Consider the following 16,740-nt stretch of genomic DNA (forward strand, 5'->3'; position numbering starts at 1 on the left):
CACCACACCACCTGGCCCAAACCCACCAACCCCCAACCCACCAACCTCCCCACCTACCCCTTCCAACACCAACACCACTGGCTCAACCCCACCGCCGGCCGGCCGCTGCTGGGCCCGGCGATCGACTTCCCCGACGGCCGCACCGAGTTCGTCGGGCGGATCTCCGTCCGTACGCATCCGTGGCTGAGCGACCACGCGGTCCAGGAGACCGTCCTGGTGCCCGGCGCCGCGTTCGCCGAGATGGCGCTGCACGCCGCGGCCCACGTGGGCAACGCCGCCGTGAGCGAGCTGACCCTGCAGGCGCCGCTGCTCCCGCCCGATCAGGGCGAGGTCGACCTGCGGCTCGGCCTGGACCCGGCCGACGAGGCCGGCGCGCGGGCCTTCACCGTCCACGCACGCGCCGACGGCGACCCGGCCTGGACGGTGCACGCCACCGGTGTGCTCGCGCCCGCCGCCGCGCCGGCGCCCCTGAACGGCGGCGACGGCCGTGTCCCGGCCGGCGCCACCCCGCTGCCCGTCGAGGACCTCTACGAGCGGCTCGCCGACGCCGGATACCGGTACGGCCAGACCTTCCGCGGCCTGCAGGCGGCCTGGCGGCACGGCGGGGACGTGTACGCCGAGGTGGTCCTGCCCGCCCCGGCCGACCCCGACGGGTACGGCATTCACCCGGCCCTGCTGGACGCCGCGCTCCAGACGGTGTTCCTCACCGGCGGCACGGACACGCTGCGGGTCCCGTTCGCGTGGCGCGACGTGGTGCTGCAGGCGAGCGGCGCGGACAGCGTCGTCGTCCGCGCCCACGAGTCCGGCCCGGACACCCTGTCGCTCACCCTGACCGACCCCGCCGGCCGGACGGTCGCCACGATCGGGGCGGTGACGACGCGGCCGCTTCCGGAGGGCACCATCGCGCGGGGCCGTTCGACGGTGGTGCGGTCGATGCTGGGTGTCGCGTGGCAGCCGGCGACGCCGGACCGCACCCCGGCCGGGCGGCTCGCCGTCCTCGGCGCCGAGGCCGCGGCGACGTTCCGCACGGCCGGCCCGGTCGACGTCTACGACGACCTGCCGGCGCTGGGCGAGGCCGTCGCCCGCGGCGCGACCGCCCCACAGGTCGCGGTCGTCGAGATCACCCCGGACGGCACCGGCGACGTGCCGCGGCGCGCCCACGCCGTCACCATGCGGGCCCTGCGCCTGGTGCAGGACTGGCTCGGCGACGAGCGGCTCGTCGACACCCGCCTGGCGATCGTCACCAGGGCCGCGGTCGCCGCCGGCGACGTGCCGGTCGACCCGGCCGCCGCCCCCGTGTGGGGGCTGGTGCGCTCGGCGCAGACGGAGCACCCCGGCCGGTTCCTGCTGATCGACCACGCGGCCGGGACCGGCGGCGACGGTGCGGCGGACGGTGTCCTCGCCGCGCTGGCCACCGCGGAGGAGCAGGTCGCCGTGCGCGGCGGCGAACCGCTCGTGCCGCGACTGCACAGGACCGCGACGGCCGGGGACGCAGCCGCCGGGGATGAGCCGATCCGGATCGACCCGGACCGGACCGTCCTCATCACCGGCGGCACCGGCACCCTCGGGCGGCTGGTCGCCCACCATCTGGTGACCGTCCACGGCGCACGCCACCTGGTGCTGGCGAGCCGCAGCGGCGCCGACCCGGCCGACTCCGGCGCGCTCGCCGCCGAGCTGCGGGCCCGCGGCGGGGAGCTCACCACGGTCGCCTGCGACCTGGCCGACCGAGACGCCGTGCGCGACCTCCTCGCGGGCGTGCCCGCGGAGCATCCGCTCGGCGCGGTCGTCCACGCCGCCGGCGCCCTCGACGACGCGCTGGTGACGGGCCTGACCGGCGAGCAGGTCACGGCCGCGTTCCGGCCCAAGGTCGACGCCGCCTGGCACCTGCACGAATTGACCCACGACACCGACCTCACCGCCTTCATCCTCTTCTCCTCCATCGCCGGCACCATCGGCACACCCGGACAAGCCAACTACGCCGCCGCCAACACCTTCCTCGACGCCCTCGCCCAACACCGCCACACCACCGGACACCCCGCCACCGCACTCGCCTGGGGACTCTGGGAACCCACCGGCGGCATGACGGCCCACCTCGAGCGCGCCGACATCGCCCGCCTGCACCGCATCGGGCTGGTCGCGCTGCCGGCCGACCAGGGGCTGCGGCTGCTCGACCTGGCGCTGGCCGCGCCGGACGCGGTCCTGGTGCCGGCGAAGCTGGACCCGGCGCGGCTGCGGGCGAACGCCGAGGCGGGCGTGCTGCCGCCGGCGCTGCGGGGTCTCGTGCCTGCCGCCGCGGCACCGCGCCGCCGCGCGGCGGGCCTGGGGGGCTCTGTGGCGGACGACGGCGCGGCACCGCTCGCCTCGCGCCTGGCCGGGCTGCCGGCCGCGGACCGCGAACCTGCCGTGCTCGCCGCCGTCCGCGAGCTGACCGGCACCGTCCTCGGGCACAACGGCGGCGACATCGCCGACGACCGGCCGTTCAAGATGCTCGGCTTCGACTCGCTGACGGCGGTGGAGCTGCGCAACCGGCTCAGCGCCGCCGTCGGGCGGCGGCTGCCCGCCACGATCGTGTTCGACCATCCGAGCCCCGCGGTCCTCGGCCGCTACGTGTACACGCTGCTCTTCCCGGCGGAGGAGCCGTCCGCGGCGGGGCTGCTGGAGGGACTGGCACAACTGGAGTCGGCGCTGGCGGCGCTGTCTCCGGGCGAGGTGCCGTCCGTCGCCGGCGACGACCCGGCGCTGGACAAGATCACCGGGCGCATGCGGCGCCTCCTGTCGCGCTGGGACGACCTGCGCGGCGTCACGACGACCTCCCAGGAACAGATCACGTCGGCGTCCGACAACGAGCTCTTCGCGTTGCTGGACCGCAGGCTCGGCAACGGCAGTGAGTGAGGAAGCCATGGACATCATCGACCTGCTCGACAACGGTTTCGCCTGGACCGCGGACCGCATCCGGGTGGTCCGCACAGACGGGCTGCGCGACGCGACCCCGTGCACCGCCTGGGACCTGCGGACACTGATCAACCACACGCTCGGCACGATCGACGTGATGGCGTGGGCGGTGGCCGGCGACCACGTGCTGACCGAGGCGGGCGCCCACGCCCTGGCCACCGAGGACCGGCTCGGCGACGACGACCCGGCCGCCGCGTTCGCCGTACGGGTCGAGCAGGCGCTCAAAGAGTGGCGGTCGCCGGGCGCGCTGGACCGTTCCTGCGCCACCGAGATCGGGTCGATCCCGGCGCGGTCGGCCGCCGGCGTCAGCCTTCTCGAGGTCGTGGTGCACGGCTGGGACATCGGCCGCGCCACCGGCGAGGACCTGCCGATCCCGGCGGAACTCGCCGGGCCGGTGTTCGAGTTCGCGCGGCAGTGGCCGCCGGTGGAGATGCGGCGCGGCATCATGTACGCCCCCGCCCTCGACGGCGGCGACGCACCGTCCGACCGGCTGCTGCGCTACCTCGGCCGCACACCGTGAGACCGGCAGCGCGCCGATAAGCCGGGCTTTAGGCGCCTTTTCAAGAATGTCAACGTGAACAGCATCGATGGAATGGGGGCCGCTGCCATGCCGATCCGTCTGCTGCCGATCGGCACGGCGCTGCCCGGACCGCCCGTGGAGACGGCGACGCTGGCACGGTATCTGGGTCTCCCGGCCGGGCAGGGCCGCCGCCTCGACGACGCGCTCGGGATCCGCACCCGGCACCTGTGCCGGGACCTCGACGGCGGCCCGCCGCACGCCACGCTGGCCGATCTCGCCACGACGGCGGGCGAGCGGGCGCTGGCCGGGGCGGGCATGACGGGCGGGGACATCGGCGCGATCGTGATGAGCACCGCGACGCCGGACAGCCTGATGCCCGCGACGGTGAACCTCGTGGCCGACCGGCTCGGCATCGACCGGGTGCCCTCGTACCAGCTGCAGGCCGGCGCGACCGGCGCCCTGCAGGCGGTCTCCGCCGCCGCGCAGATGCTGTCCTCCGGCCGGCAGCGCACCGTCCTCGTCCTCGCCGGCGACGTCAGCACCAAACAGCTGGGCCTCCCGGCCGATCCCGGTGCCGGACCCGCTTCCGACGGGCTGGACGTGGCCTCGTTCGGCGACGGTGCGGCCGCGGCCGTCGTGACCACGCTGGACGTTCCGGGGGCGTACCTGCTGCGGCAGGTGTCCGTGCGGCGGGGCACGACCGCCCACCCGGCCGGCCACACCGCCGTCTGGCTCGGCGCCGCCCGGCGCGGCGACCGCGGGCCGGTCGTCGGCTACGACCGGGAGCTCATCGCCGGGGTCGCGCCGAAGCTGGCCGGCGACCGGATGACCGGGCTGCTCGACGGGGTCGGCTGGCGGACCGGCGAGCTGGCCCGGCTGCTGCCGCCGCAACTGCCCGGGAGGCTCGCCGGCGTCACGGCGGAGCACCTGGCGGTGCCCCAGGACCGCTGCGACAGCCTGATCGAGGAGCTCGGCAACGCGGCGAACCCCCTGCCGCTGTTCCAGCTGGCGCGGGCGTGCGCCCGGACCGGACCGGGCGACCAGGTCGCGGGCGTCGCCGTCGACCCAAGCAGCTGGGCCACGGCCGGCTTCGCGCTCCAGCGCATCTGATGTGACCGTCCCGCGACGTTCGAAGGTCAGGACATGAACAGCGATTCTTCAGAGCACGAGAAGCTCGTCGACTACCTCAAGCGGGTCACCGAGGAGCTGTATCGGACGCGCGGGCGCCTGGCCGAGGTCGAGGCGAGCGGGCACGAACCCGTCGCCGTGGTCGGGATGGCCTGCCGCTTCCCGGGTGGCGTGCGCACGCCGGAGGACCTCTGGCGCCTCGTGGACTCCGGCACCGACGCCATCGGCCCGTTCCCGCAGAACCGCGGCTGGGATCCGGCGGCCCTGTACGACCCGGACCCGGACCACCCCGGGACGTCGTACTCGCTCAGCGGCGGCTTCGTGTACGACGCCGACACGTTCGACCCCGCGTTCTTCGGGATGAGCCCGCGCGAGGCCTTGGCCACCGACCCGCAGCACCGGCTGCTGCTGGAGACGTCGTGGGAGGCCGCCGAACGGTCCGGGATCGACCCGGCGAGCCTGCGGGGCACCGACACGGGCGTCTACGCCGGGGTCGTCTACAACCAGTACGGGTCCCGCTCGCAGGAAGCGATCGAGGGCTACTACCTCACCGGCAACGCGACCAGCATCGCCTCCGGCCGGGTGGCCTACCACCTGGGTCTGGAAGGACCCGCCGTCACCGTCGACACCGCCTGCTCCTCGTCGCTGGTGGCGCTGCACCTCGCCGTCCGCGCGCTGCGCAACCGCGAGTGCGGGCTCGCCATGGCCGGCGGCGCCACCGTGATGGCCGGCCCCATGATGTTCACCGAGTTCAGCCGCCAGCGTGGCCTGGCACCCGACGGGCGCTGCAAGCCGTTCTCCGCCGACGCCGACGGTACGTCGTGGGCGGAGGGCGCCGCCATGCTGATGCTGGAGCGGCTGTCCGACGCGGAACGCAACGGTCATCCGGTCCTGGCGGTCATCCGCGGGACGGCGGTCAACCAGGACGGCGCCAGCAACGGCCTGACCGCGCCGAACGGGCCGTCCCAGCAGCGCGTGATCCGCGCCGCCCTGGCCGACGCGCGGCTGGCGCCGGGCAGCATCGACGCCGTCGAGGCGCACGGCACCGGCACCCGGCTGGGCGATCCCATCGAGGCGCAGGCGCTGCTGGCCACCTACGGGCAGGGCCGCGACCGCCCGCTGTGGCTCGGTTCGATCAAGTCGAACATCGGCCACGCGCAGGCGGCCTCCGGCGTCGCCGGTCTGATGAAGCTCATCCTCGCGATGCGCGCCGGGCGACTGCCGCGGACCCTGCACGTCAGCGCGCCGACGCCGTACGTGGACTGGTCCTCGGGCGCCGTGGCGCTGCTCACCGAGGCGCGCGAGTGGGAGACCCGCGACGAGCCGCGGCGGGCCGCCGTGTCGTCGTTCGGCATCAGCGGCACCAACGCGCACGTCATCGTCGAGGCCGCGCCCGAACCCCCGGCCCGGCAGGCCGGGGACCTCCCGGCGGCGCTGCCGTGCGTGGTGTCCGCGAAGACCGGCGAAGCGCTGCTGGAGCAGGCCGAGCGGCTGCGCGCCTACGTCGGCGAGCGGCCCGGCGTGCCGCTGGCCGACGTCGCGTACGCGCTGACGCGGCGCTCCACGTTCCCCTACCGGCACACCGTCGTCGCCGCGGACCGCGACGAGCTGCTGGCCGGTCTGGCGGCGGTGGCCGGCACGCAGCCGGCACCCGCCCCGGTCGCCTCGGGGAAACTGGCGATGCTGTTCACCGGCCAGGGCAGCCAGCGCCCGGGCATGGGCCGCGAGCTGTACGCGACGTTCCCGGTCTTCGCCGCCGCCCTCGACGAGGTCTGCGCGCTGCTGGACGAGGGGCTCGGCCGCAGCGTCCGCGACGTGATGTTCGGCGGGCCGGGCACCGACGGCCTTCTCGACCGGACCGCGTTCACGCAGGCCGGGCTGTTCGCGCTGGAAGTGGCGCTGTTCCGGCTCTTCGCGTCCTGGGGGGTCACCCCGGACCACCTGGCGGGTCACTCGATCGGCGAGATCGCCGCCGCGCACGTCGCCGGGGTGCTGTCCCTGCCCGACGCGGCCGCGCTCGTGCTGGCCCGCGGCCGGCTGCTGCAGGCGCTGCCGGCCGGCGGTGCCATGGTCGCCGTCGACGCGGCCGAGGCGGATGTACTGCCGCTGCTGGCCGGACTGGACGACGTCAGCCTCGCCGCGGTGAACGGTCCGGCGTCGGTGGTCGTCTCCGGCGCGGAGGACACCGTGCTGCGGATCGCCGACGGTCTCCGCGAGCGGGGGCACCGCACCAAGCGGCTCCGGGTCAGCCACGCGTTCCACTCGCCGCTGATGCGGCCGATGCTCGCGGAGTTCCGGGCGGCGATCAGCGGGCTGACCTTCCGGCCACCGGCGGTGCCCGTGACCACCCGCGGCACCTCGCCGGCGGGCGACGACATCACCGACCCCGAGTACTGGGTGGCGCACGTCGTCGGCGCGGTGCGCTTCGCCGACACGGTCTCGGCGCTGCGCTCCGACGGCGTCAGCACCTACCTGGAGCTCGGCCCGGACGCCACCCTGTCCGGTCTCGTCCGCGCGTGCCGCCCGGAGAGCGTCACCGTGCCGGTGCTGTCGCCCCGGCTGCCGGAGCGGGAGACGGTGCTGCGGTCGCTGACCGAGCTGCACGCCGCCGGCCACACGGTGGGATGGCACGACCTGATCGGCCCGTCCCGGGTGCTCACCGACCTGCCCACGTACCCGTTCGCCCGCGAGCCGCTGTGGCTCACCGCCGCCGGTGACACCCGCGACGCGGCCCGGCTGGGCCTCGCCCCGACCGGCCACCCGCTGGTCGGCGCGGCGATGGACCTGGCCGAGGACGGCACCGCGGTGCTCACCGGGCTGCTCGACGCGGACGCCGAGCCGTGGCTGGCGGACCACCGGATCATGGGTGCCCGCCTGCTGCCCGGCGCGGCGATGGTCGAGCTGGCGACCCGCGCGGCGGAACACGTCGGCTGCGGGCGGGTCGACGACCTGACGCTCGAGGTGCCGCTGCTGGTGCCCGACCACGGCGCCGTCCCGGTCCAGGTGTCGGTGCGCCCGCCGGACGACGGCGGCCGGCGGGCCGTCACGATCCATTCCCGCCCGGCCGGCGCCGAGGCGTGGACCGTGCACGCGACCGGCGTGCTGGCCGGCGAGCCCGGCGACCCGGTCGCGCTGACCGTGTGGCCGCCGCCGTGCGCGGCCGAGGTCCCGGTCGAGGACCTGTACCCGCGGCTCGCCGCGCACGGATACGAGTACGGGCCGGCGTTCCAGGGGCTGCGCGCGGCGTGGCGGGCCGGCTCGGACGTCTACGCGGAGGTGAGCCTCGACGAGGACACCGCGGACGCCCACCGGTTCGCCCTGCACCCCGCCCTGCTCGACGGCGCCCTGCACGCGCTGGCCGTCGCGGCGGACGACGAGACGGGCGGGGTGCTCCTGCCGTTCTCGTGGTCCGGGGTGACGCTGCACGCGCCGGGCGCGACGCACCTGCGGGTCCGCCTGAGCATGCGCTCCGCCGACGAGGCGAGCCTGGCGCTCGCGGACGCCACGGGCGCGCCGGTGGCGACGGTCGGGGCGCTGCGGCTGCGGGCCGCCTCCGCCGATCAGTTCACCGGCGGCGGCCCGGCCACGCTGCGCGCGCTGCGGTGGCGGCCGGCACCGCCCGGTGCCGGCGTAACGGGCCCCGTCACCGTTATGTCCACTGTAGACACTTTGCCCGAGCAGTCGGATCCGCCTCAGGCGGTCGTCTGTGAGGTCACGGCCTCGGGCGGCGACCCCGCCCGGGACGCCCACGACGCCGTCGAGCGGGCGCTGACCCTCGTCCAGCGGTTCCTCGCCGAGGACCGGTTCACCGGCCGGCGGCTCGTCGTGGTGACCCGCGGGGCGACGACCGGCGGGCTGGCCACCGCCGCGGTCTGGGGCCTGCTGCGCTCCGCCCAGACCGAGAACCCGGGCCGTGTCGTCCTCGCCGACCTGGACGCCGGCGGCGTCGTCACCCCCGAGATCCTGGCCGCGATGCTGAGCGGGGACCACCCGCAGTACGCCGTCCGCGACGGCGTACTGCACACCCCGCAGCTGGGCACGGTCCCGAACGGTCAGCCGGAGCCCGCGTGGGGACCGGACGGCACGGTGCTCATCACGGGCGGCACCGGCACGCTCGGCGGCCTGCTCGCCAAGCACCTGGTGCGGCGGTACGGCGTCCGGCGGCTGCTCCTGCTGTCCCGCGGCGGACCTGCCACGCCCGGCGCCGAGCGGCTCCAGGCCGAGCTCACCGACCTGGGCGCCCACGCCACCGTCCACGCCTGCGACATCACCGACCGGGACGCGCTCGCCGCGGAACTCGCCGCCGTGCCGCCGGAGCATCCGCTGTCGGCGGTCGTCCACGCGGCCGCGGTGCTGGACGACGCCACCATCACCGCCCTCACACCGGAGCGGGTGCACGCGGTCATGTCGCCCAAGGCCGACGCCGCCTGGCACCTGCACCAGCTCACCCGGGACCGGCCGCTCGCGGCCTTCGTCCTCTTCTCGTCGCTCACCGCCACGCTCGGCGCGCCCGGCCAGGGCAACTACGCCGCCGCGAACGCCTTCCTCGACGCGCTCGCGGTCCACCGGCGCGGTGAAGGCCTCGCCGCCACCACGATCGCGTGGGGGCCGTGGTCCGAGACGTCGGCCATCACCCGGCACCTCACCGGCACGGACCTCACCCGGATGCGCCGGGCCGGGGTGGTCCCGATCGGCGCGGAGGACGGCATGCGGCTCTTCGACGCCGCGCTCGCCGCGGGCGAGCCGTGCCCCGTCGCCGCGCCGCTGGACCTGCCGGCCCTGCGGGCGGCCGGCGCGGACACCCTCCCGCCGCTGCTGCGCGACCTCGTCCCGGCCCGCGCGACGCGCGCCCGGGCCCGGGCGAACGGCGGCGCGCAGCTCGCCGGCCTCTCCCCGGAAGCGGCCCGGGCCACCCTGTCGGATCTGGTGCGCAAGAGCGTCGCCCGGGTGCTCGGTCACGCCTCGCCGGACGGCCTCGACGCGACGACGGCCTTCACCAACCTCGGCTTCGACTCCCTGACCGCCGTCGAGCTCCGCAACACGCTGAACGGCCAGCTCGGCCTGTCCCTGCCGACCACCCTGGTCTTCGACCATCCCACGCCCGACGCCCTGACCGAGCATCTGCTGTCGCAGCTGACCGGCGACCGGTCGGCGGACCTTCCCGCGCACGCCGTGACGGCCGTCGGCGACGACCCGATCGCGGTGGTGGGGATGGCCTGCCGGTACCCCGGCGGGGTCCGCTCACCGCAGGACCTGTGGCAGCTCGTCGACACCGGCACCGACGCGATCGGCCCGTTCCCCGACAACCGCGGCTGGAGCCTCGACACCCTCTACGACCCGGACCCGGACCGGCTGGGGACGTCGTACACCCGGCACGGCGGGTTCCTCTACGACGCGGGCGGCTTCGACGCGGCGTTCTTCGGCATGTCCCCGCGGGAGGCCCTGGCGACCGACCCGCAGCAGCGGCTGCTCCTGGAGGTCGCGTGGGAGGCGATCGAGTCGGCGGGCATCGACCCGACGACCCTGCACGGCACCGACACCGGCACGTACGCCGGGCTCATGTACCACGACTACGCCCATCTCGCGTACTCCGCCCACCTGGAGGGCCTGATCGGGACGGGCACGGCCGGGAGTGTCGCGTCGGGGCGGCTGGCGTACAGCTTCGGCCTGCAGGGCCCGGCCGTCACGGTCGACACCGCCTGCTCCTCGTCGCTCGTCGCCGTGCACATGGCCGGTCAGGCGCTGCGCTCCGGCGAGTGCTCCCTGGCCCTGGCGGGCGGCGCGACCGTGATGGCCACGCCGGGCGTGTTCGTCGACTTCTCGCGGCAGCGGGGCCTGGCCCCGGACGGGCGGTGCAAGTCGTTCGGCACCGGCGCGGACGGCACCGGCTGGGCCGAAGGCGCCGGCATGCTCCTCCTCGAACGCCTCAGCGACGCCGAACGCAACGGCCACCCCATCCTCGCCGTCATCCGCGGGACCGCCGTCAACCAGGACGGCGCCAGCAACGGCCTCACCGCACCCAACGGCCCCTCCCAGGAACGCGTCATCCGGCAGGCCCTCGCCAACGCCCGGCTCACCCCCGCCGACATCGACGCCGTCGAGGCCCACGGCACCGGCACCACCCTCGGCGACCCCATCGAAGCCCAAGCCCTGCACGCCACCTACGGCAGGAACCGCCCCGACGGCCGACCCCTGCACCTCGGCTCGATCAAGTCGAACATCGGCCACACCCAAGCCGCCGCCGGCGTCGCCGGCATCATCAAAATGATCCAAGCCATGCGGCACGGCACCCTGCCCCGAACCCTGCACGCCGACGAAGCCTCACCGCACGTCGAATGGGACGGCAGCGTCCAACTGCTCACCTCGGCCCTGCCCTGGCCCGAAGCAGCGCGCCCCCGGCGCGCCGCCGTGTCGTCGTTCGGGATCTCCGGCACCAACGCCCACGTCATCATCGAGGAGCCGGCCCGCCGCGACGAGACCCCGGGCGACGCCGGGGTGCTGCTGCCGTGGCTGATCTCGGCGAAGTCGGAGCAGGCCCTCGCCGGCTACGCGGCCCGGCTGCTGGCCGCCGCCGCGGGCGGTGACCTCAACGGCGCCGCCCGGACGCTCGCCGTGAGCCGCGCGAGGATGCCGCACCGCGCCGCGGTCGTCGCCACGGACCCCGCCCAGCTGCGGACCGCGCTCGCCGCGCTCACCAACGGCACCGGCACGCCCGCGCTGATCACCAACGCCGGCACCGCCCGCGGCGGCGGCAGGACCGCGTTCGTGTTCACCGGGCAGGGCAGCCAGTACCCCGGCATGGGCAGAGACCTCTACGACGCGTTCCCCGTCTTCGCCGACGCGCTCGACGAGGCCATCGCCCACCTCGACCCGCACCTGGACCAGCCGCTCAAGGCCCTGATGTTCGCCACGCCCGGCACCCAGCAGGCCACCCTGCTCAACCAGACCGGCTACGCGCAACCCGCCATCTTCGCCGTCGAGACCGCCCTCCACCGACTCGTCCGCAGCACCGGCGTCACGCCCCACTTCCTCGCAGGGCACTCCATCGGCGAGATCACCGCAGCACACGCCGCCGGGATCCTCACCCTCCCCGACGCGGCGACCCTCATCACCGCCCGCGCCACGCTCATGCAACGTCTCCCATCGGGCGGTGCCATGCTCGCCACCAACACCACCGCCGACAATGTCGAGCCCTACCTGACCGACGGCACCGCGATCGCCGCGGTCAACTCCCCGGCGTCGCTGGTCATCTCCGGGCCGAAGCAGGCACTGAAGTCCATCAACGTCCAGCTGCAGGCCGACGGTCACCGCACCAGCTGGCTGCACGTCAGCCACGCCTTCCACTCCCCGCAGATGGACCCCGTCCTCGCCCCGCTCGCCGACGTGGCCGCACAGCTCACGCATCATCCCGCGGCCATTCCCGTCGTCTCCTGCACGACGGCCCGGCCGCTCACCACCGCCACGGACTGGCCCGCCCACTGGGCCGGGCACGCCCGCAACACGGTCAACCTTCGGGCGGCGGTCACCTACCTGGCCGGCCAGGGCACCACCACCACCGTCGAGATCGGGCCCGACACCCAGCTCACCCCGCATCTCGGCACCCCGGTCACGACCGGCGTCCAGCACCGCACCAAACCGCAGACCCACACCCTGCTCACCGCACTGGCCACCATCCACACCCACACCGACCACGCCGTCACCTGGCCCGGCCCCACCACCGCGGTTTCCGGCCTGCCCACGTACCCCTTCCAACACCAGCACTACTGGCCGGCCGCCGAGGACGACGAGCGGACCGATGCCACCGGCGAGACCGGGTTCTGGGCCGCGGTCGACAGCGGGGACCTCGACGGCGTCGCCGAGACGCTCCTGGCCGACGACGAGCAGACCGAGTCCGTGCGCGCGCTGCTGCCGGTGCTCGCCCAGTGGCGGCAGCAGCAACGCTCCTGGTATCAGTTCGTGTGGCGGCCGCTGCCCGACGAGGGCGCCGCGGCGCTCACCGGCCGGTGGCTGGTGGTCGCCGGCGCGGACGACGGCGGAGCCCTCGAGGTGGCGCTCGAGGTGGCGCGGCTGCTCGAGGCGCACGGTGCGGCCGCCGAGGTCGTCCGGTCCGTTCCGGGCCAGGACGTCGCGCCGCAGGACGACGCGCCGCCCGCCGGTGTGGTGGTACTGCCAGGCGACCCCCAGAGTCTCTCGCTCGCGGCCGGGGCGGCGACCGACGCGCCGCTGTGGCTCCTGACGCGGGGCGCGGTGGCCGTCGACGGCGAACGGCCCGCGGACCCGGCGCTCGCGGCGGCCTGGGGCGCCGGGCGCGGCGTGGCGGGCTGCGGGCTCGTCGACCTGCCGGCCGAGCCGTCCGCCGCCGACCCCCGGGTCGGTGCCCGCCTGGCCCGGGTCCTCGCGGCCGGCGGCCGCGGCGGCGAGTATGCGATCCGGCCGGGTGGGGTCTTCGTCCGCCGCCTGGCCCGGGCCGCCGCGACCCACTCGACGGTCTGGCGACCGGGCGGCGCCGCGCTGGTCATCGGCTCGGGCGCGATCGCCTCGGCGCTGGCCGGGGCGCTGCTGAAGCACGGAGCGGCGCAGGTCTTCACCACCGGCACCGGTCCGGACCGCACCGACCGCGTGACGGTCCTCCCGGGCGGCGCGGACGACGCCGTCGACCTCACCAGGTTGCCCGCGGAGCGTCCGCTCACGACCGTGGTGTACGCGCCGGGGTCCACGCCCGACCCGGCCGTCCTGCGGCGCTGCCTGGACGCGCTGCCGGACGACCAGCGGCCGCCCGCGATCGTGCTGGTCGCCGCGTTCACGGCCGCGCTGGGCCGCCCGGGCCGGCCGGTCGAGGCGTCCGGGGCCGCGGTCCTGGAGAGCCTCACCCACCAGCTGCGGGCGGACGGCCGCCCGGCGACCTTCGTGGCGTGGCATCACGACGACGACCTGCCGGCGGCGCGGCCCGTCGCGGCACGCACGGCCATGGCGACGATCCGCCGGGCCGTCGGTCAGGACGCCGCGACGGCGGTGGTCGTGGACGCCGACTGGAAGGCGTGGAGCACGTGGGGCGCCGACGCCGCGGCACCGGTCCTGCGCGACCTGGTCGGCGACCCGCCCACGGCACCGCGGCAGCGCACCGGCGACGAGGTGCCGCTGACCGAGCGTCTCGCCGGGATGTCCGCGGCCGCCCAGGAGCAGCTGCTCCGGGAGATCTTCCGGGACCGCGCGGCGAGCATCCTCGGCTACGGCTCACCGGACGAGATCGACGTCGAGGACACCTTCCTGGACCTCGGATTCTCCTCGTTCACCGCCCTCGAGCTGGGCAACGAGCTGTCGGCGCACACCGGGCTCGTCCTCTCACCCGCGGTGATCATGGATCATCCGACGCCGAGCTCGCTCATCCGTCACGTGCGTGACGCCCTGGGTCAGGAAGCGCGGTGAGGACGGGGATGCCGGCCGGCTGCCTGCCGATCCCACCGTCGCCGGGCGGGCGGTTGCGGCTGTTCTGCTTCCACCACGCGGGCGGCGCGGCATCGGCGTTCTCCGCGTGGCCGGCCGGGCTCGCGGAGGTCGCACCCGGCATCGACGTGCTGCCGGTGCAGCTGCCCGGGCGGGAGTCGCGCCGCCGCGAGCCGGTGCCCGACGACTTCGACGCGCTGGTCACGGCGCTGGACGCCGACCTGGCCGAGCACCTGCGCGCGCCGTACGCCTTCTACGGGCACAGCCTCGGCGGGAGCGTGGCGTATCAGCTGGCCCTGCGGCGCATGGCGGGGGGTGCCGGCGCGCCGGTCGCGCTGCTGGTCGGCGCGTGCCCGCCGCCGCACCTGCGCTCGTCGCTGCTGGCGGCGGATCTGGACGGGCAGGACGCGCTGGTCTCGGCGATGCGGCAGATCGGCGGGCTCTCCGCCGAGGTGCTGCGATACCCGCAGTGGCTGCGCGCCGCGACGGATCTGCTCCGCGCCGACCTGCGGATGATGACCGCGGAGCGGCGCCAGGACCAGGTGACGCTGGCCGTCCCGCTGCACCTCTTCCACGGCACCGGCGACCCGCTGGTGTCGGAGCGGCAACTGTTCGCCTGGGACCGCTACACGACGGCCGAGTGCGTGCTGCACCGGGTCGAGGGCGGTCACTTCTTCGTCCGTGAGCCGGGCGCCGAGTTCCTCCGGACCGTGGCCGACGTCCTGTCGCCACTGTCCGATGTGGACATCCGTTGACGAATGCTGAATGGGGTGCCTGATGTCGGACGATGAGAAGCTGCGCAGCTATCTGCGGCGCGCGGTCGCCGATCTGGAGCAGACCTCTCAACGCCTGGCCGAGGTGGAGGCGGCCCGGCACGAGCCGATCGCGGTGGTCGGGATGGCCTGCCGGTACCCGGGCGGGGTCCGCTCACCGCAGGACCTGTGGCGGCTCGTCGACAGCGGCACGGACGCGATCGGCCCCTTCCCGGACGACCGCGGCTGGGACAACGACGCGCTCTACGACCCGGACCCGGACCACGCCGGCACGTCGTACACCCGCAGCGGCGGGTTCCTGCACGACGCCGGCGACTTCGACGCGGCCTTCTTCGAGATGTCCCCACGCGAGGCCCTGGCCACCGATCCGCAGCAGCGGCTGCTCCTCGAGGTCGCGTGGGAGGCGATCGAGTCGGCGGGCATCGACCCGACCACGCTGCACGGCACCGACACCGGCACGTACGCCGGGGTGATGTACCACGACTACGCCACGCTCTCCCTTCCCGCGCACCTGGAAGGGCTGGTCGGGACGGGTACCGCCGGCAGTGTCGCCACCGGGCGCATCGCCTACACCCTGGGCCTGCAGGGACCGGCCGTCACCGTCGACACCGCCTGCTCCTCCTCGCTCGTCGCCGTGCACATGGCCAGCCAGGCCCTACGGACCGGCGAGTGCACCCTGGCGCTGGCTGGCGGCGCGACCGTGATGGCCACGCCCGGGATCTTCGTCGACTTCTCCCGGCAGCGGGGGCTGGCCGTGGACGGGCGGTGCAAGTCGTTCGCGGCGGCGGCCGACGGAGCCGGCTGGGCGGAGGGCGCCGGCGTGCTGGTGCTCGAGCGGCTCTCGGACGCGGAACGCAACGGGCATCCGATCCTCGCGGTGATCCGCGGGTCGGCGGTGAACCAGGACGGTGCCAGCAACGGCCTGACCGCACCGAACGGGCCGTCGCAGGAACGCGTCATCCGGCAGGCTCTCGCCAACGCCCGGCTCGCCCCCGCCGACGTCGACGCGGTCGAGGCCCACGGCACCGGCACCGCGCTCGGCGACCCGATCGAGGCGCAGGCCCTGCTCGCCACGTACGGCCAGGACCGCCCGGCGGACGCGCCACTGTGGCTCGGGTCGATCAAGTCGAACATCGGCCACGCCCAGGCCGCCGCCGGTGTCGCCGGCGTCATCAAGATGATCCAGGCGATGCGGCACGGCACGCTGCCGCGGACCTTGCACGTCGACGCGCCGACGCCGCACGTCGAGTGGGACGGCAGCGTCCAGTTGCTGACGGAGCCGGTGCCGTGGCCCGAGGCGTCACGTCCGCGCCGCGCGGCGGTGTCGTCGTTCGGGATCTCCGGCACCAACGCCCACGTCATCGTCGAGCAGCCGCCGGCGCGAGCGGACGCCGCCGACGAGCCGGACGTGCTCCTGCCGTGGCTGATCTCAGCCAAGACGGAACAGGCGCTCGCCGACTACACGACCCGGCTGCTTCCCGCGGCGGTGGGCGGCGACCTCAACGCGATCGCCCGGACCCTCGCCGCCAGCCGGGCGGGCATGCCGCATCGTGCCGCGCTCGTCGCGGCCGCCCGGGCCGAGTTCCGCGCCGCGGCTCCCGCCCTGATCACCAGCAGCGGAGCCGATCGCAGCACCGGCAAGACGGCGTTCGTGTTCACCGGGCAGGGCAGCCAGTACCCCGGCATGGGCAAAGATCTCTACCACGCGTTCCCCGTCTTCGCCGACGCGCTCGACGAGGTGTGCACCCACCTCGACCCGCAGCTCAAATCCCTCATGTTCGACGGACCGGCCGAAGTACTGAACCAGACCGGCAACGCGCAACCCGCCATCTTCGCCGTCGAAACAGCCCTCTACCGGCTTGTCCGCAGCACCGGCGTCACACCCGACTACCTGGCAGGGCACTCCATCGGAGAGATCGCCGC

The 16,740-nt window shown here is 75.2% G+C and carries 6 protein-coding genes; all 6 read left to right on the forward strand.

Annotation, left to right across the window (positions count from 1 at the left end):
• Positions 1 to 2,892 (forward strand): type I polyketide synthase (locus tag ACZ6TV_RS54295; protein ID WP_465309455.1); only part of this gene is annotated, 2,892 nt, incomplete at its 5' end.
• A gap of 7 nt (positions 2,893 to 2,899) precedes the next feature.
• The gene (locus ACZ6TV_RS54300; protein WP_465309456.1) at positions 2,900 to 3,472 is read left to right on the forward strand and encodes a TIGR03086 family metal-binding protein; all 573 of its coding nucleotides are present in this window, start codon (positions 2,900 to 2,902) and stop codon (positions 3,470 to 3,472) included.
• Between the two features lie 87 nt (positions 3,473 to 3,559).
• Positions 3,560 to 4,582, forward strand: a complete 1,023-nt coding sequence (locus ACZ6TV_RS54305; RefSeq protein ID WP_465309457.1) for a 3-oxoacyl-ACP synthase III family protein — start codon at positions 3,560 to 3,562, stop codon at positions 4,580 to 4,582.
• 33 nt (positions 4,583 to 4,615) lie between these two features.
• Positions 4,616 to 14,026 carry an SDR family NAD(P)-dependent oxidoreductase gene (locus ACZ6TV_RS54310; RefSeq protein ID WP_465309458.1) on the forward strand — a complete coding sequence of 3,137 codons (9,411 nt, stop codon included), beginning with the start codon at positions 4,616 to 4,618 and terminating at the stop codon, positions 14,024 to 14,026.
• Positions 14,023 to 14,799 (forward strand): thioesterase II family protein, encoded by a 777-nt coding sequence (locus tag ACZ6TV_RS54315; protein WP_465309459.1) that lies wholly within the window; start codon positions 14,023 to 14,025, stop codon positions 14,797 to 14,799. Before ACZ6TV_RS54310 ends, ACZ6TV_RS54315 begins: the two co-directional genes overlap by 4 nt.
• Positions 14,800 to 14,821: 22 nt before the next feature.
• Positions 14,822 to 16,740 (forward strand): type I polyketide synthase (locus ACZ6TV_RS54320; RefSeq protein WP_465309460.1); only part of this gene is annotated, 1,919 nt, incomplete at its 3' end.

Source organism: Dactylosporangium sp. NPDC051087, from assembly GCF_055586325.1.

Excerpts from the sequence above, each read along its gene's own strand:
- ACZ6TV_RS54300 (WP_465309456.1), top strand. The coding sequence starts at position 2,900 with ATGGACATCATCGACCTGCTCGACAACGGTTTCGCCTGGACCGCGGAC.
- ACZ6TV_RS54305 (WP_465309457.1), top strand. The coding sequence starts at position 3,560 with ATGCCGATCCGTCTGCTGCCGATCGGCACGGCGCTGCCCGGACCGCCC.
- ACZ6TV_RS54310 (WP_465309458.1), top strand. The coding sequence starts at position 4,616 with ATGAACAGCGATTCTTCAGAGCACGAGAAGCTCGTCGACTACCTCAAG.